Here is a 16701-nt window from a genome sequence, read left to right as displayed (position 1 = left end):
TACTATTGCATTAAGAAAGCGTATCCGGTGAAATAACGTCAACCTTTTAGTTGGCTAAAGCAACATCAACACGACGTTGATTGTTGATTAATGCTACACCAACACACCAGGCTTATTCCTGTGGAGTTATATATGAGCGATAAAATTATTCACCTGACTGACGATAGTTTTGACACGGACGTACTCAAAGCTGACGGGGTTACTCTCGTTGATTTCTGGGCAGAGTGGTGCGGTCCGTGCAAAATGATTGCTCCGATTCTGGATGAAATCGCTGAAGAGTTCGAAGGTAAGCTGACCGTTGCGAAGCTGAACATCGATGCAAACCCAGGCACAGCGCCGAAATACGGCATCCGCGGTATTCCGACCCTGCTGCTGTTCAAAAACGGCGAAGTCGCTGCCACGAAAGTGGGTGCGCTGTCTAAAGGCCAGCTGAAAGAATTCCTCGAAGCAAACCTCGCCTAATCCAGACGTTGCCGATGTGGCGCCCAGTGTTCTCCTAAAATGTCAGGACCGCTGGACGCCCGTTCATAGTCGTGCTAAGTTAACGTTGACTTCGTTTTAAACATACCTTATGTAGTTTGAATCTGATTTAGCCAAACTTTCCCGTACGACTACTTACGCGTGAAGTTGAAAGATTCCAGGCTTATCACTATTTCCGTCTCGTCGTTTCAGTTCTGCGTTCTTTCCTTGACCAGGCAGCGTACAGACATGAGTTGATGGCCGTAAACAGGCACGGATGACCCTGCCATACCATTCACAACATACGTTCGAGATTTACCCCTCACACCACTATGAATCTTACCGAATTAAAGAATACGCCGGTTTCTGAGCTGATTACTCTCGGCGAAAATATGGGGCTGGAAAACCTGGCCCGTATGCGCAAACAGGACATCATTTTTGCCATCCTGAAGCAGCACGCGAAGAGTGGCGAAGATATCTTTGGCGACGGTGTGCTGGAGATTCTGCAGGATGGATTTGGTTTCCTCCGCTCCGCAGACAGCTCCTACCTCGCCGGCCCCGATGATATCTACGTTTCCCCCAGCCAAATCCGCCGTTTCAACCTCCGCACAGGTGACACCATTTCCGGTAAGATTCGTCCTCCTAAAGAGGGTGAGCGTTACTTTGCACTGTTGAAAGTTAACGAAGTTAACTACGACAAGCCGGAAAATGCGCGTAATAAAATCCTGTTCGAGAACTTAACGCCGCTGCACGCGAATTCTCGTCTGCGTATGGAACGTGGAAATGGCTCCACCGAAGACTTAACGGCTCGCGTACTTGATTTGGCATCGCCAATCGGTCGTGGCCAGCGTGGCCTGATTGTTGCACCGCCGAAAGCCGGTAAAACCATGCTGCTGCAAAACATTGCACAGAGCATTGCCTACAACCACCCAGACTGCGTGCTGATGGTACTGCTGATTGACGAACGTCCGGAAGAAGTGACCGAGATGCAGCGTCTGGTTAAGGGTGAAGTGGTTGCTTCCACCTTTGACGAACCCGCTTCTCGCCACGTTCAGGTTGCGGAAATGGTTATCGAGAAGGCGAAGCGTCTGGTTGAGCATAAAAAAGACGTTATCATTCTGCTCGATTCCATTACTCGTCTGGCTCGTGCCTACAACACCGTCGTACCGGCTTCCGGTAAAGTTCTGACCGGTGGTGTGGACGCAAACGCCCTGCATCGTCCGAAGCGTTTCTTCGGTGCGGCACGTAATGTGGAAGAGGGCGGCAGCCTGACCATCATTGCAACTGCGCTGGTCGATACCGGTTCTAAAATGGATGAAGTTATCTATGAAGAATTTAAAGGTACCGGCAACATGGAACTGCATCTGGCGCGTAAGATCGCTGAAAAACGCGTCTTCCCGGCTATCGACTACAACCGTTCTGGTACCCGTAAAGAAGAGCTGCTCACCACCCAGGAAGAGCTGCAGAAAATGTGGATCCTGCGCAAAATCATCCATCCGATGGGTGAAATCGACGCAATGGAGTTCCTCATTAATAAGCTGGCGATGACCAAAACCAACGACGATTTCTTCGACATGATGAAGCGTTCGTAAGGTTTCTTTCGCTGATAAACGCCACGCAGTCGCGTGGCGTTTTTGTTTTTGCCGCACGGTAATTGAAACCCGCGAAAAAGACAGTGAAGTGAAGAGTTTTTTGCGGCGTTCGGGTTGAAGTCGTCATTTCTGGCTAAAATTGCAACAATCCCCTTAAAACTCAGTCGTATTCCTCTTCAGGAGAGCGGCTATCGTGAGTATACTTTCGCTAATAATTTTTCCAGAGAGCACCAATTGTGAATTTACTGACCGCCAGTACTGATCTGATCAGTATTTTTTTGTTCACAACCCTGTTCCTTTTTTTCGCCCGTAAGGTCGCTAAGAAGGTCGGACTGGTGGATAAACCCAACTACCGTAAACGTCATCAAGGATTGATCCCTCTGGTCGGCGGCATTTCAGTTTATGCAGGGATATGCTTCACGTTTGCGATTGTTAACGCCTGGATTCCCCATGCCATGCTCTATTTGGCCTGCGCCGGCGTGCTGGTGTTCATTGGCGCACTGGATGACCGATTCGATATTAGCGTAAAAATCCGAGCCACCGTTCAGGCGCTGATCGGCATTGTCATGATGTTTGTCGGCAATCTTCACCTGATGAGCCTGGGTTATATTTTTGGCTCATGGGAGCTGGTTTTAGGGCCATTCGGCTATTTCCTGACGTTGTTTGCCGTCTGGGCCGCGATTAACGCCTTTAACATGGTCGATGGTATTGATGGCCTGCTGGGCGGGCTTTCCTGCGTGTCCTTTGCCGCGATGGGCCTCATCCTGTGGTTCGACGGGCAGACCAGTCTGGCGATGTGGTGTTTTGCGATGATTGCCGCGATTGTGCCTTACATCATGCTCAACCTCGGCATCCTGGGTCGTCGCTATAAAGTTTTCATGGGTGATGCTGGCAGTACCTTAATCGGCTTCACCGTCATCTGGATTTTGCTGGAAACCACGCAGGGGAAAACACACCCGATTAGCCCGGTCACCGCGCTGTGGATTATCGCGATTCCGCTGATGGATATGGTGGCGATTATGTATCGCCGTCTGCGCAAAGGGATGAGCCCGTTCTCCCCTGACCGTCAGCACATCCACCACCTGATCATGCGTGCAGGGTTTACCTCTCGTCAGGCCTTTGTGCTTATCACCCTCGCAGCAGCGCTGTTAGCGGGAATTGGCGTGTTGGGTGAATACACCCACGTCATTCCTGAATGGGGCATGCTGATCCTGTTTTTACTGGCGTTCTTCCTGTACGGCTACTGTATTAAACGTGCATGGAAAGTGGCTCGCTTTATCAAACGCGTGAAGCGCAGAATGCGCCGTAAAAGTACGACACGTCCAACCTAACCCCAACAATCTGGAAGAGAGATGACACAACAATTACCGGGAGCAAACTCAGTGAACGCTGAAAATGAACTGGATATTCGCGGTCTGTTTCGTACGTTATGGGCGGGAAAACGCTGGATTGTCGGTATTGCAGTTCTGTTTGCTCTGATTGTGCTCATCTACACTTTTTTCGCCCGGCAGGAGTGGAGCGCGACGGCGATAACCGATCGTCCAACGGTGAACATGTTGGGCGGTTACTACTCGCAGCAACAGTTTCTCCGCAACCTGGACATCAAGGCCAATCTCGCTTCCACCGATCAGCCTTCGGTGATGGATGAATCCTACAAAGAGTTCATCATGCAGTTGGCGTCCTGGGATACCCGTCGTGAATTCTGGCTGCAGACGGATTACTACAAACAGCGTAAATCGGGCAACGCTCGTGCAGATGCTGCGCTGCTTGATGACCAAATCAACGACATCGTGTTCACCCCGGGCGATGTGCTCAAGAACGCCAACGACAGCGTGAAGCTGGTGGCAGAAACCGCGCCGGATGCCAACAATCTGCTGCGCCAGTACGTGGCGTTTGCCAGCGAACGTGCCGCAGGTCATCTGAACGATGAGCTGAAAGGTGCCTGGGCGGCGCGCACCGTGCAGATGAAGGCGCAGGTGAAACGTCAGGAAGAGGCCGCAAAATCTATCTTCGACAGACGTATTCACAGCGTTCAGGAAGCGCTGAAAGTCGCACAGCAGAACAATATCTCACGTAGCGAAACCGATGTGCCGGTGGGCGAGCTTCCTGATTCTGAACTCTTCCTTCTGGGGCGTCCGATGCTTCAGGCTCGTCTGGAGAATCTGCAATCCGTCGGCCCGGAATTTGATCCCGATTATGACCAAAACCGGGCGATGCTGACGACACTGAATGTTGGCCCGACGTTAGATCGCCATTTTCAGACCTATCGTTATTTGCGTACGCCAGAAGAACCGGTAAAACGCGACAGTCCTCGCCGCGTCTTTCTGATGGTGATGTGGGGCATTGTGGGGGCACTGATTGGCGCAGGTGTTGCGCTGGTTCGTCGTCGTCCACAGTAACAGCACCATCCTGGTGAAGGCGTAAGCCTTCATCGTCTACCAAAGAGAATCGATGTGAAAGTACTGACCGTATTTGGCACACGTCCGGAGGCGATCAAGATGGCGCCGCTGGTCCATGCGTTGGCAAAGGACCCTCATTTCGAGGCGAAAGTTTGCGTCACCGCACAGCATCGGGAAATGCTGGATCAGGTGTTAAAACTGTTTTCCATCGTGCCCGACTACGATCTCAATATTATGAGCCCGGGACAGGGGCTCACGGAGATCACCTGCCGCATTTTGCAGGGGCTAAAACCGGTACTCGACTCCTTCAAACCCGATGTCGTGCTGGTGCATGGCGACACCACCACCACGGTTGCCGCTAGCCTTGCTGCGTTTTACCAGCGCATTCCCGTCGGGCATGTTGAAGCGGGTTTACGCACGGGCGATCTTTACTCGCCGTGGCCGGAAGAAGCCAACCGCACGCTGACCGGTCACTTAGCGATGTACCATTTCGCGCCAACGGAAAATTCACGCCAAAATCTGCTGCGCGAAAACCTTTCTGACCACAACATCTTTATTACCGGCAACACGGTGATTGACGCCTTGCTGTGGGTTCGCGACAGAGTGCTCAGCGATGATGCATTACGCGCAAGCCTGGCCGAACGCTATCCTTTCCTGAATCACGACAAAAAATTAATCCTGGTCACAGGCCATCGTCGGGAAAGCTTCGGGCGTGGATTTGAACAGATTTGCCAGGCGCTGGCGGAAATCGCTGTGGCGAATCCGGATGTACAAATTGTTTACCCGGTGCATCTCAATCCGAATGTCAGTGAACCGGTTAACCGAATTCTGGTCCATGTGGACAACGTCTTCCTTATTGAGCCACAGGACTATCTTCCTTTCGTCTGGCTGATGAATCGCGCCTGGCTGATCCTCACCGATTCCGGTGGGATTCAGGAAGAAGCGCCTTCTCTTGGCAAGCCAGTGCTGGTGATGCGTGAAACCACAGAACGCCCGGAGGCCGTTGAGGCGGGCACTGTGCGTCTGGTGGGTACCGACCGTCAGCGTATTGTTGATGAAGTCACGCGTCTGCTAAGAGACAAAGAGGAGTATCAGGCCATGAGCCACGCCCATAATCCTTATGGCGACGGGCAGGCCTGCAGTCGTATTTTGTCAGCCCTCAAAAACAATCAGGTAACGCTATGAGTTTTTCGACCCTTTCTGTGATTGGCCTCGGCTACATCGGCCTGCCGACGGCAGCGGCATTTGCCTCACGGCGCAAGCAAGTGGTAGGTGTGGATATCAACCAGCATGCGGTGGACACCATTAACCGTGGTGAAATTCATATCGTCGAACCCGACCTTGATAAAGTCGTGAAAGCGGCGGTTGCCGGGGGCTATCTCCGGGCCAGCACGTCTCCCGTTGAGGCTGATGCTTATCTTATTGCGGTGCCAACGCCGTTCAAAGGCGATCACGAGCCGGACATGGCCTATGTTGAAGCGGCTGCCAAATCCATTGCCCCGGTGCTCAAAAAAGGCGCGCTGGTGATTCTGGAATCGACTTCACCAGTTGGGGCGACAGAGCAAATGGCGCAGTGGCTGGCTGAACTTCGCCAGGATTTGAGCTTCCCGCAGCAGGCCGGTGAACAAGCGGACGTCAATATTGCTTACTGCCCGGAGCGTGTGCTGCCAGGGCAGGTGATGGTTGAACTGATTAAAAACGACCGCGTGATCGGCGGCATGACGCCGGTATGTTCTGCCCGCGCGAGCGAGCTCTACAACATCTTCCTCGAAGGTGAGTGCGTGGTCACTAACGCCCGCACAGCTGAAATGTGCAAACTCACCGAAAACAGCTTCCGCGACGTTAACATTGCGTTTGCCAACGAGCTGTCACTGATTTGTGCCGATCAGGGCATCAACGTCTGGGAGCTGATTCGCCTCGCGAATCGTCACCCGCGCGTGAATATTTTGCAGCCAGGCCCGGGCGTGGGTGGGCACTGTATCGCCGTCGACCCTTGGTTTATCGTCGCGCAAAATCCACAGCAGGCGCGTTTGATTCGCACTGCCCGCGAAGTGAACGATCACAAACCTCACTGGGTGATGAATCAGGTCAAAGCCACCGTTGCAGACTGTCTGGCCGCCAGCGGTAAGCGTGCTGCTGACGTTAACATTGCCTGCTTTGGTCTGGCGTTTAAGCCGAACATTGACGACCTGCGTGAAAGCCCGGCGATGGAAATTGCAGAATTAATTGCCGACTGGCACAGCGGTGAAATGCTGGTGGTGGAGCCGAATACCCATCAGTTGCCGAAAAAACTGGCCGGGAAAGCGACGCTGGTAACACTGCAGGATGCTCTCGCCAACGCCGATGTGCTGGTGATGCTGGTTGATCATCAGCAGTTCAAAGCGATTGATGGCAAGGATGTCGCTCAGGCGTTCATCGTCGACACCAAAGGAGTCTGGCGTTGAAAAAAATCCTGATTACCGGTGGGGCGGGCTTTATCGGTTCCGCCGTGGTGCGTCACATCATCAATGACACAACTGACAGCGTCGTGGTGGTCGACAAGCTGACCTACGCCGGTAATCTTGCCTCGCTGGCACCCGTCGCGCAAAGCGAGCGTTTTGCTTTCGAACAGGTTGATATTTGCGATCGCCTGGCGCTGGATCGGGTCTTTGCTCAGCATCAACCTGACCTGGTGATGCACCTGGCTGCGGAAAGCCATGTCGACCGTTCGATTGACGGCCCGGCCGCGTTTATCGAAACCAATATTGTCGGGACTTATACTCTGCTGGAAGCGACACGCGGCTGGTGGAATCAGCTAGAGACTGCGAAAAAGAACGCCTTCCGTTTTCACCACATTTCCACGGATGAAGTGTATGGCGACCTGCACGGCAGCGATGATTTCTTCACCGAAACAACCCCTTATGCGCCGAGTAGCCCTTACTCTGCTTCCAAAGCGGGGAGCGACCATCTGGTACGAGCGTGGCTGCGTACCTACGGTTTGCCAACGTTGGTGACGAACTGTTCCAACAATTACGGTCCGTACCATTTCCCGGAGAAACTGATCCCGCTGACCATCCTGAATGCGTTGTCGGGCAAACCTCTGCCGGTTTACGGCAACGGCCAGCAAATTCGTGATTGGCTATATGTGGAAGATCATGCGCGAGCGCTTTACCGTGTGGTGACCACCGGTGTCGTCGGCGAAACGTACAACATCGGCGGGCATAACGAGCGCAAGAACATTGATGTCGTGCAGACCCTTTGCGCGCTGTTAGAAGAGCTGGTGCCACAAAAGCCTCAGGGTGTGGCGCACTATAAAGATCTGATCACCTTCGTCACCGACAGACCAGGGCACGATGTTCGCTACGCCATCGATGCAGCGAAAATCGAACGCGAACTGGGCTGGACGCCAGATGAAACCTTCGAAAGCGGCATGCGCAAAACCGTGCAGTGGTATTTAGCCCACGAAGTCTGGTGGAAACAGGTGCTTGATGGCAGCTATCAGGGCGAGCGTCTGGGCCTGAAAGGCTAACCCTCCCGGGAGGACACATGAAAGGTATTATTCTGGCTGGCGGTTCCGGCACACGCTTACACCCGATTACGCGAGGCGTGTCGAAACAGCTTTTGCCTGTCTACGATAAACCGATGATTTATTACCCGCTCTCTGTGCTGATGCTGGCGGGGATTCGGGAAATTTTGATTATCACCACGCCTGAAGACAAAAGCTACTTCCAGCGCCTGCTGGGCGATGGCTCCGAGTTTGGCATTGAACTGCATTATGCCGAACAGCCGAGCCCGGACGGCCTCGCGCAAGCTTTTATCATCGGAGAAACCTTCCTTGCAGGCCAGCCGTCTTGCCTGGTGCTTGGCGATAATATCTTCTTCGGCCAGGGGTTCAGCCCAAAACTGCGCAGCGTTGCCGCGCGTACGGAAGGGGCGACCGTCTTCGGTTATCAGGTGATGGACCCTGAACGCTTCGGCGTGGTGGAGTTCGACGACAACTTCCGCGCGCTCTCTTTGGAAGAAAAACCAAAGCAACCAAAATCCAATTGGGCGGTGACCGGGCTCTATTTCTACGACAGTAACGTCGTGGAATATGCCAAACGCGTCAAACCGTCCGAGCGCGGCGAGCTGGAAATTACCTCCATCAACCAGATGTATCTTGAGGACGGCAAACTCACTGTCGAACTGTTAGGCCGCGGTTTTGCGTGGCTGGATACCGGCACGCACGACAGTCTGATTGAGGCGAGCACCTTTGTGCAGACGGTTGAAAAACGTCAGGGCTTCAAAATTGCTTGCCTGGAAGAGATTGCCTGGCGAAACGGCTGGCTCGACGACGAAGGCGTAAAACGTGCCGCCACGCAGTTGGCCAAAACCGGCTACGGCCAATATCTGCTGGAGCTGCTTCGTGCCCGCCCGCGCCAGTATTGAACCTCTCCACTGGGAGAATCAATTCTTCGGCGTGAACAGCGCCATCGTGCGTTTTAGCGACGAAGCGGACGAATTGACAGATTCTGTGCTGGCAGGCTGGTCGCGGGTTCAGGCAAAAATCCCCACTCATCGCACAGACTGGCTGGATGCTTTACAGCGCCTGAATTTTCACCTTGTTGAAGGTGAAGTGGATTTGCAGTTGCCGGTAGTGACTTGTGCTGACCCGCAACCTGAGATTGCCACTGAAAGCGATATTCCGCGCTTGCGTGAATTAGCGGCCCAGGCCTTTGCTCAGAGCCGTTTTCGCACGCCCTGGTATGCAGAAGGGGCCAGCGGGCGTTTCTACGCGCAGTGGATTGAAAATGCCGTTCGCGGCACGTTCGATCACCAATGTTTGATTTTCAGAGAGGATGGCGGCGATATTCGCGCTTTTGTCTCTCTGCGTCAGTTAAACGAAAGTGAAGCGCGCATCGGCTTGCTGGCCGGGCGCGGCGCAGGGCAAAAATTGATGCAGGCGGCGATACAGTGGGCGCATGCGCGACAGCTGACGACGCTAAGAGTTGCCACACAGGTCGGCAATACTGCCGCCCTTAAACGTTACATTCAAAGCGGTGCCACGATTGAGAGCACCGCCTACTGGTTATACAGGTGACACGATGATTCCTTTTAACGCCCCGCCGGTAGTCGGCACCGAACTGGATTACATGCAGTCTGCCATGGGCAGCGGCAAGCTCTGTGGCGACGGTGGTTTTACCCGCCGCTGCCAGCAGTGGATGGAACAGCGCTTTGACAGCGCCAAAGTCTTGCTGACGCCGTCCTGTACTGCCTCTCTGGAAATGGCTGCGTTGCTGCTGGATATCCAGCCGGGCGACGAAGTGATCATGCCGAGCTACACGTTTGTGTCTACCGCCAATGCGTTTGTGCTGCGTGGAGCAAAAATCGTGTTTGTCGACGTACGTCGTGACACCATGAATATCGATGAAACGCTGATTGAAGCGGCCATCACTGACAAAACCCGCGCTATCGTGCCGGTTCACTATGCGGGTGTTGCCTGTGAAATGGACACCATCATGGCGATTGCTAAAAAGCATAACCTGTTCGTCGTCGAAGATGCCGCACAGGGCGTGATGTCGACCTACAAAGGCCGGGCGCTCGGTTCCATCGGCCACATTGGCTGCTTCAGCTTCCACGAAACCAAAAACTACACCGCAGGTGGTGAAGGCGGCGCGACGCTGATTAACGATAAAGCGCTGGTGGAACGGGCAGAAATCATTCGCGAAAAAGGCACCAACCGTAGCCAGTTCTTCCGTGGGCAAGTGGACAAATACACCTGGCGTGATATTGGGTCAAGCTACCTGATGGCCGATTTGCAGGCCGCCTATCTTTGGGCGCAGCTTGAAGCCGCGGATCGCATCAATCAGCAGCGCTTAAGCCTGTGGCAAACTTATTACGATGCGCTGAAACCGCTGGCAGAAGCCGGTCGAATTGAACTGCCCACTATTCCGGCCGACTGCGTACACAACGCGCATATGTTCTACATCAAACTGCGCGACGAAGACGATCGCAGCAAGCTCATTGCCTGGCTGAAAGAGGCGGAGATTCTGGCGGTGTTCCACTACATCCCGCTGCACTCTTCACCTGCGGGGAAAGCGTTTGGTGAGTTCAAAGGCGAAGACCGTTTCACCACGCAAGAAAGTGAGCGTTTACTACGCCTGCCACTTTTCTACAATCTGTCTTGTGTTAATCAGCGCACGGTGATCAACTCTCTGCTGAGTTACTTCGCCTGATATGTCACTGGCAAAAGCTTCAATCTGGACCGCCGCCAGCACGCTGGTAAAAATTGGCGCTGGCCTGCTGGTGGTCAAACTGCTGGCGGTCGCTTATGGCCCGTCCGGTGTCGGCCAGGCGGGTAACTTCCGCCAACTGGTCACGGTACTGGGCGTACTGGCTGGCGCAGGCATTTTCAATGGCGTGACCAAATACGTCGCGCAGTACCATGATAATCCTGAGCAACTTCGCAAAGTTGTGGGGACTTCCTCAGCAATGGTGCTGGCGTTTTCCACGCTGCTGGCCGTCATCTTCTTATTGGCTGCCGCGCCAATCAGCCAGGGCCTGTTTGGGCATACACATTATCAAGGGCTGGTTCGCCTGGTGGCGTTGGTGCAAATGGGCATCGCCTGGGCGAATTTGCTGCTGGCGTTGCTGAAAGGGTTTCGCGATGCGTCCGGAAACGCACTGGCACTGATTGCCGGCAGCGTAATCGGCGTGGCGGCGTATTTTGCGAGCTGGCATGTTGGCGGTTATGAAGGCGCGTTGCTGGGCCTGGCGCTGGTGCCTGCTTTAGTGGTTCTCCCGGCAGGCGTCATGCTGGCGAAGCGAAAAGTCATTTCGTTTTCCTGGTTAAAACCAAAATGGGATACTTTCCTGGCAGGCCAGCTCGGCAAATTTACCCTGATGGCGCTGATCACATCGGTGACGATACCGATCGCTTACGTGATGATGCGAAACCTGCTGGCGGCGCATTACAGCTGGGATGAAGTGGGGATCTGGCAGGGTGTCAGCAGTATTTCAGACGCTTATTTGCAGTTTATTACCGCCTCGTTTAGCGTCTATCTGTTACCTACTTTATCCCGATTGACGGCGAAAGCGGACATCACCCGCGAAATCGTCAAATCGCTGAAGTTTGTGCTTCCGGCGGTGGCGGCTGCAAGCCTGACCGTCTGGCTGCTGCGTGACTTCGCCATCTGGCTGCTGTTTTCGGCGAAGTTTACCGCGATGCGTGATCTCTTCGCCTGGCAACTGGTGGGTGACGTCCTGAAAGTGGGCGCTTACGTCTACGGCTATCTGGTGATCGCCAAAGCGTCGCTGCGGTTTTATATTTTGACGGAAATCAGCCAGTTTGCGCTGTTGACCGCGTTTTCTCACTGGCTGATCCCTGCGCACGGCGCATTGGGCGCAGCACAGGCCTACATGGCGACTTACATTGTTTATTTTGCGCTGTGTAGCGGCGTATTTTTAATCTGGCGTAAACGGGCATGACTGCACTGATACACGTTTTGGGATCGGATATCCCGCACCACAACCAGACCGTACTGCGGTTCTTCAACGATGAACTGGCGGACTCAGGGCAGCACGCCCGTGAGTTTATGGTGGTGGGAACGGAAAAGGGACAACCTGAAGCTTACCCGGCGCTGACGCTGAGTTTTTATGCCAGCAAGAAAGCGTTGGCTGAAGCGGTGCTCGCGAAAGCAAAAGCCAATCGCACTCAGCGCTTCTTTTTCCACGGGCAGTTCAATTTCGGCCTGTGGCTGGCGCTGCTGTCAGGTGGCATCAAGCCTGCTCAGTTTAACTGGCATATCTGGGGGGCCGATCTGTATGAAGTTTCCCGTGGCCTGAAATTCCGTCTGTTCTACCCGCTGCGTCGCCTGGCGCAAGGGCGTGTTGGCAGAGTGTTTGCCACGCGTGGCGATCTCAATACGTTTGCTCAGCAGCATCCGCGAGTGAAAAGTGATTTGCTTTATTTCCCGACGCGCATGGACCCGACATTAAATAAGATGAGCACTGTTTCCCGTGAGGGCGATGTGTTGACGGTGCTGGTGGGCAATTCGGGCGACCGCAGTAACGATCATGTCGCGGCCCTGAAAGCCATCCACCAACAGTTTGGCGACACCGTCAACGTGGTTGTCCCGATGGGGTATCCGGCAAATAATGACGAGTACATTCGTGAAGTCCGTGCCGCAGGGGAAGCGCTGTTCAGCCCAGAACACCTGAACATTCTCGACCAGAAACTTGAGTTTAACGACTATCTGGCGCTGTTGCGCCGTTGCGATTTGGGTTACTTCCTGTTCCCGCGCCAGCAAGGTATCGGCACGCTTTGCCTGCTGATTCAGGCGGGGATCCCGTGTGTTTTGAATCGCGAAAACCCTTTCTGGCAGGACATGACGGAACAGCATATTCCGGTGTTGTTCACCGCCGACAAGCTTGATGTTGCCGTCGTGCGCGAAGCTCAGCGTCAGCTGGAAAGCGTGGATAAAACGCAGATAGCCTTCTTCCGCCCCAATTATCTTGAACCGTGGCACCGTGCGCTGCAGTTAGCGGCAGGAGGATCGCAATGAGCCTGATGCAGTTTACCGGCCTGCTGGTGGTGTGGCTGTTCTCCTCGCTGTTTATTGCCACGCTGACGTATTTTGAGTTTCGTCGCGTGCGCTTTAACTTCAATGTCTTTTTCTCGCTGCTTTTCCTGCTGACGTTTTTCTTCGGCTTCCCGCTGTCGATGACGCTGGTGTTCCGTTTTGATGTCGGCGTGGCTCCGCCGGAGATCTTGCTTCAGGCTTTATTGTCGGCGGCGTGCTTCTACGCGATTTACTACGTGACCTATAAAACTCGCCTGCGTGCTGCCAGTTCGCAAAGCGAGCGTCGCCCCTTGTTTACCATTAACCGGGTGGAAGCACATCTGACGTGGCTGATGCTGGCGTTGATTGCGCTGGTGAGCGTCGGCATATTCTTTGCTCACAATGGTTTTCTGCTGTTTAAGCTGCACTCCTACAGCCAGATTTTCTCCAGTGAAGTCTCGGGCGTAGCCCTGAAGCGCTTTTTCTACTTCTTCATTCCGGCGATGCTGGTGGTCTATTTCCTGCGTCAGGACAGCAAGGCGTGGATTTTCTTCCTCGTCAGCACGGTAGCTTTTGGCTTATTGACGTATGTGATTGTCGGCGGCACTCGCGCCAACATCATTATCGCCTTCGCTATCTTCCTGTTCATTGGCATCATTCGCGGTTGGATCTCGTTATGGATGCTGGCGGCGGCTGGCGTGATGGGGATCGTCGGCATGTTCTGGCTGGCGCTGAAGCGTTATGGCATGAACGTCAGCGGCGACGAAGCCTTTTACACCTTCCTGTATCTCACGCGAGACACCTTCTCGCCGTGGGAGAACCTGGCGCTGCTGCTGCAAAATTACGACAAAATTGATTTCCAGGGGCTGGCCCCGATTGTGCGCGACTTCTACGTGTTCATCCCGACCTGGCTGTGGCCTGATCGTCCAGGGATTGTGCTCAATACCGCCAACTACTTTACCTGGGAAGTCCTGAATAACCATTCCGGACTGGCGATTTCACCGACGCTAATCGGCTCGCTGGTGGTGATGGGCGGTGCGTGGTTTATTCCGCTGGGCGCGGTGGTCGTTGGGTTAATCATTAAATGGTTTGACTGGCTCTATCTGCTCGGTAACCGAGAAACGAACCGCTACAAAGCGGCCATTCTGCACAGTTTCTGTTTTGGGGCTATCTTCAACATGATTGTGCTGGCGCGTGAGGGGCTGGATTCCTTTGTCTCCCGCGTGGTCTTTTTCCTGGTGATTTTCGGGCTCTGCCTGCTGATCGCCAAATTGCTTTACTGGCTGCTGGACTGTGCCGGGCTTGTTCACAAGCGCGTAAGAACACAGCCGCAACCTCTGGTTTGAGAAGGAAACACATGACGGATTCGACAGCAGCACCGCTTTACACCGTGCGTGGGCTGCAACTCATCGGCTGGCGGGATATGCAGCATGCGCTCGATTATCTCTACGCCGACGGGCAAATGAAGCAGGGCACGCTGGTGGCCATCAATGCGGAGAAAGTGCTGACGGCGGAAGACAATGCCGAAGTGCGCACGCTGATTGAGGCGGCGGAGTTTAAGTATGCCGATGGCATCAGCGTTGTGCGTTCGATTCGCAAAAAATATCCGCAGGCGAATGTTTCACGCGTGGCGGGGGCTGATTTATGGGAAGCGCTGATGGCGCGAGCGGGCGCTGAAGGCACACCTGTCTTTCTGGTGGGTGGCAAGCCTGAAGTGCTGGCCCAGACGGAAGCGAAGCTTCGCCAGCAGTGGAGCGTCAACATCGTGGGCAGCCAGAATGGCTATTTCAAAGCCGAGGACAGGGTGGCGCTGTTTGAGCGCATTCATGCCAGCGGTGCGAAAATTGTCACGGTGGCCATGGGGTCGCCCAAGCAAGAAATCTTTATGCGTGATTGCCGCGAAGTTCATCCTGATGCGCTTTACATGGGCGTTGGTGGGACCTATGACGTCTTTACGGGCCACGTGAAGCGTGCGCCGAAAATCTGGCAACAGCTTGGCCTGGAGTGGCTCTACCGTCTGTTATCGCAGCCGAGCCGCATCAGCCGTCAGTTACGCTTACTGCGTTACCTTCGCTGGCACTATTCCGGCAACCTCTGATCCCCTTCCGCTTTAAACACTGTATTGCACAGTAATTGTGCAATACATTCGTATAATTAATACTTTGTTTGCCATACCAGCGATTTTATTCAACCATGCGCCCCTTATTTTTTCATAACAATAACCGGCACCGACCGGAACGTTGCAGACACATGAGGATCTATGGCTGAGAAACAACCGGCGCTACAGCGAGGGCTGGAAGCGCGACACATCGAATTAATCGCCCTCGGCGGCACCATTGGTGTGGGCCTGTTTATGGGGTCGGCAAGCACCCTGAAATGGGCTGGTCCGTCCGTCCTGCTGGCGTACATCATCGCCGGGTTGTTCGTGTTCTTCATTATGCGTTCGATGGGCGAAATGCTGTTCCTCGAACCGGTCACCGGCTCCTTCGCAGTCTACGCTCATCGCTACATGAGCCCGTTCTTTGGTTATCTTACCGCCTGGTCGTACTGGTTTATGTGGATGGCGGTGGGGATATCCGAAATCACGGCGATTGGGGTGTACGTCCAGTTCTGGTTCCCGGACATGGCGCAATGGATCCCCGCGCTGATAGCCGTCGCGCTGGTGGCGCTAGCGAACCTTGCCGCAGTGCGTTTGTACGGCGAGCTGGAGTTCTGGTTTGCGATGATCAAAGTCACCACCATTATCGTGATGATTGTAGTCGGGCTGGGCGTCATCTTCTTCGGTTTTGGCAATGGCGGGCAGTCGCTTGGCTTTGGCAATCTGACAGAGCATGGCGGCTTTTTTGCGGGCGGCTGGAAAGGTTTTCTGACTGCGCTGTGTATTGTTGTCGCTTCCTATCAGGGCGTTGAGTTGATAGGCATTACGGCGGGTGAGGCCAAAAATCCTCAGGTCACCCTGCGCAGCGCAGTAGGTAAAGTGCTGTGGCGCATCCTGATTTTCTATGTAGGCGCGATTTTCGTTATCGTCACCATTTTCCCGTGGAATGAAATTGGCACCACGGGCAGCCCGTTTGTTCTGACATTCGCGAAAATTGGCATTACCGCAGCGGCGGGTATCATCAACTTTGTGGTACTGACGGCGGCGCTGTCGGGCTGTAACAGCGGAATGTATAGCTGTGGGCGCATGCTGTACGCGCTGGCGAAAAATCGTCAATTACCCGCGAAGGTGGCAACGCTTTCCCGCAATGGCGTGCCGGTGGTGGGTGTTGCTGTGTCGATTGTTATTCTGCTGCTCGGGTCGTGCCTCAACTACATTATTCCTAATCCACAGCGGGTGTTTGTCTACGTCTACAGCGCCAGTGTGCTGCCGGGCATGGTGCCGTGGTTTGTCATCCTGATCAGTCAGTTGCGTTTCCGCGAGGCGCACAAGCAGGCGATGGTGAATCACCCGTTCCGCTCAGTGCTGTTCCCGTGGACCAACTACCTGACGATGTCGTTCCTGATTTGCGTGCTGATTGGCATGGGATTCAATGAAGATACGCGCATGTCGTTGTTTGTGGGCATTCTCTTCCTGGCGGTGGTGATGCTGCTGTACAAGCTTTTGGGCCTCAATCGTGTCGGCGATCCCCAGAAAGTGAAGGAATAAGCGACAAAATGCACAAAGCATGAGCAAACAAACATTTTATTTAAAAAGGCACTAGACAGCGGGGGGGGAAGTCCGTATTATCCGAC

15 protein-coding genes are annotated in these 16701 nt (G+C 54.1%); all 15 read left to right on the top strand.

The window, feature by feature from the left end; translation table 11 throughout:
* The first annotated feature begins 132 nt into the window (after window positions 1-132).
* The 15 genes from trxA (at window position 133) to thrP (ending at window position 16615) form a co-directional block, all read left to right on the top strand.
* Window positions 133-462 carry a thioredoxin TrxA gene (gene trxA / locus ACLW56_RS18665; protein ID WP_330985223.1) on the top strand — a complete coding sequence of 110 codons (330 nt, stop codon included), beginning with the start codon at window positions 133-135 and terminating at the stop codon, window positions 460-462.
* A gap of 329 nt (window positions 463-791) precedes the next feature.
* Window positions 792-2051, top strand: coding sequence for a transcription termination factor Rho (gene rho, locus ACLW56_RS18660; RefSeq protein WP_297200544.1), 1260 nt, complete (start codon window positions 792-794; stop codon window positions 2049-2051).
* Between the two features lie 236 nt (window positions 2052-2287).
* On the top strand, window positions 2288-3382 hold the full coding sequence (wecA, locus tag ACLW56_RS18655; protein ID WP_330985222.1) for a UDP-N-acetylglucosamine--undecaprenyl-phosphate N-acetylglucosaminephosphotransferase: 1095 nt from the start codon (window positions 2288-2290) through the stop codon (window positions 3380-3382).
* A 21-nt stretch (window positions 3383-3403) separates the two neighbouring features.
* Window positions 3404-4450, top strand: coding sequence for an ECA polysaccharide chain length modulation protein (gene wzzE / locus ACLW56_RS18650; RefSeq protein WP_330985221.1), 1047 nt, complete (start codon window positions 3404-3406; stop codon window positions 4448-4450).
* 54 nt (window positions 4451-4504) lie between these two features.
* On the top strand, window positions 4505-5635 hold the full coding sequence (wecB, locus tag ACLW56_RS18645) for a non-hydrolyzing UDP-N-acetylglucosamine 2-epimerase (protein WP_330985220.1): 1131 nt from the start codon (window positions 4505-4507) through the stop codon (window positions 5633-5635).
* Complete coding sequence (wecC, locus tag ACLW56_RS18640; RefSeq protein WP_330985219.1) at window positions 5632-6894, top strand: UDP-N-acetyl-D-mannosamine dehydrogenase; 1263 nt, start codon at window positions 5632-5634, stop codon at window positions 6892-6894. The genes wecB and wecC overlap by 4 nt, the downstream gene beginning before the upstream one ends.
* A complete protein-coding gene (gene rffG / locus ACLW56_RS18635; RefSeq protein ID WP_330985218.1) occupies window positions 6891-7958 on the top strand; it encodes a dTDP-glucose 4,6-dehydratase in 1068 nt (355 codons plus the stop codon). The genes wecC and rffG overlap by 4 nt, the downstream gene beginning before the upstream one ends.
* A gap of 17 nt (window positions 7959-7975) precedes the next feature.
* The gene (gene rfbA / locus ACLW56_RS18630; RefSeq protein WP_330985217.1) at window positions 7976-8857 is read left to right on the top strand and encodes a glucose-1-phosphate thymidylyltransferase RfbA; all 882 of its coding nucleotides are present in this window, start codon (window positions 7976-7978) and stop codon (window positions 8855-8857) included.
* Window positions 8835-9509, top strand: coding sequence for a dTDP-4-amino-4,6-dideoxy-D-galactose acyltransferase (gene rffC / locus ACLW56_RS18625; protein WP_330985216.1), 675 nt, complete (start codon window positions 8835-8837; stop codon window positions 9507-9509). The genes rfbA and rffC overlap by 23 nt, the downstream gene beginning before the upstream one ends.
* A 4-nt stretch (window positions 9510-9513) precedes the next feature.
* Window positions 9514-10644, top strand: a complete 1131-nt coding sequence (gene rffA / locus ACLW56_RS18620) for a dTDP-4-amino-4,6-dideoxygalactose transaminase (RefSeq protein WP_330985215.1) — start codon at window positions 9514-9516, stop codon at window positions 10642-10644.
* Window position 10645: 1 nt separating this feature from the next.
* On the top strand, window positions 10646-11896 hold the full coding sequence (gene wzxE, locus ACLW56_RS18615; RefSeq protein ID WP_330985214.1) for a lipid III flippase WzxE: 1251 nt from the start codon (window positions 10646-10648) through the stop codon (window positions 11894-11896).
* Window positions 11893-12972 (top strand): TDP-N-acetylfucosamine:lipid II N-acetylfucosaminyltransferase, encoded by a 1080-nt coding sequence (locus tag ACLW56_RS18610; RefSeq protein ID WP_330985213.1) that lies wholly within the window; start codon window positions 11893-11895, stop codon window positions 12970-12972. Before wzxE ends, ACLW56_RS18610 begins: the two co-directional genes overlap by 4 nt.
* On the top strand, window positions 12969-14315 hold the full coding sequence (wzyE, locus tag ACLW56_RS18605; protein ID WP_330985212.1) for an ECA oligosaccharide polymerase: 1347 nt from the start codon (window positions 12969-12971) through the stop codon (window positions 14313-14315). The genes ACLW56_RS18610 and wzyE overlap by 4 nt, the downstream gene beginning before the upstream one ends.
* 11 nt (window positions 14316-14326) lie before the next feature.
* Entirely contained in the window at window positions 14327-15067 is a 741-nt protein-coding gene (wecG, locus tag ACLW56_RS18600) for a lipopolysaccharide N-acetylmannosaminouronosyltransferase (RefSeq protein WP_330985211.1), read from the top strand.
* 162 nt (window positions 15068-15229) lie between these two features.
* Complete coding sequence (gene thrP, locus ACLW56_RS18595) at window positions 15230-16615, top strand: bifunctional threonine/serine APC transporter ThrP (RefSeq protein ID WP_330985210.1); 1386 nt, start codon at window positions 15230-15232, stop codon at window positions 16613-16615.
* Window positions 16616-16701 lie beyond the last annotated feature (86 nt).

This window comes from Pantoea sp. sgz302252 (genome assembly GCF_047713085.1).
Lineage (GTDB): Bacteria > Pseudomonadota > Gammaproteobacteria > Enterobacterales > Enterobacteriaceae > Scandinavium.
Note: the sequence above shows the minus strand (reverse complement) of the source record. Positions and strands in the feature narration are given on the sequence as shown.

What these genes read in the sequence shown, in the direction of transcription:
- thrP (WP_330985210.1), top strand. Translation starts at nt 15,230, where the DNA reads ATGGCTGAGAAACAACCGGCGCTACAGCGAGGGCTGGAAGCGCGACAC.
- rffA (WP_330985215.1), top strand. Translation starts at nt 9,514, where the DNA reads ATGATTCCTTTTAACGCCCCGCCGGTAGTCGGCACCGAACTGGATTAC.
- wzyE (WP_330985212.1), top strand. Translation starts at nt 12,969, where the DNA reads ATGAGCCTGATGCAGTTTACCGGCCTGCTGGTGGTGTGGCTGTTCTCC.
- wzxE (WP_330985214.1), top strand. Translation starts at nt 10,646, where the DNA reads ATGTCACTGGCAAAAGCTTCAATCTGGACCGCCGCCAGCACGCTGGTA.
- trxA (WP_330985223.1), top strand. Translation starts at nt 133, where the DNA reads ATGAGCGATAAAATTATTCACCTGACTGACGATAGTTTTGACACGGAC.
- rho (WP_297200544.1), top strand. Translation starts at nt 792, where the DNA reads ATGAATCTTACCGAATTAAAGAATACGCCGGTTTCTGAGCTGATTACT.
- ACLW56_RS18610 (WP_330985213.1), top strand. Translation starts at nt 11,893, where the DNA reads ATGACTGCACTGATACACGTTTTGGGATCGGATATCCCGCACCACAAC.
- wzzE (WP_330985221.1), top strand. Translation starts at nt 3,404, where the DNA reads ATGACACAACAATTACCGGGAGCAAACTCAGTGAACGCTGAAAATGAA.
- wecC (WP_330985219.1), top strand. Translation starts at nt 5,632, where the DNA reads ATGAGTTTTTCGACCCTTTCTGTGATTGGCCTCGGCTACATCGGCCTG.
- wecG (WP_330985211.1), top strand. Translation starts at nt 14,327, where the DNA reads ATGACGGATTCGACAGCAGCACCGCTTTACACCGTGCGTGGGCTGCAA.
- rfbA (WP_330985217.1), top strand. Translation starts at nt 7,976, where the DNA reads ATGAAAGGTATTATTCTGGCTGGCGGTTCCGGCACACGCTTACACCCG.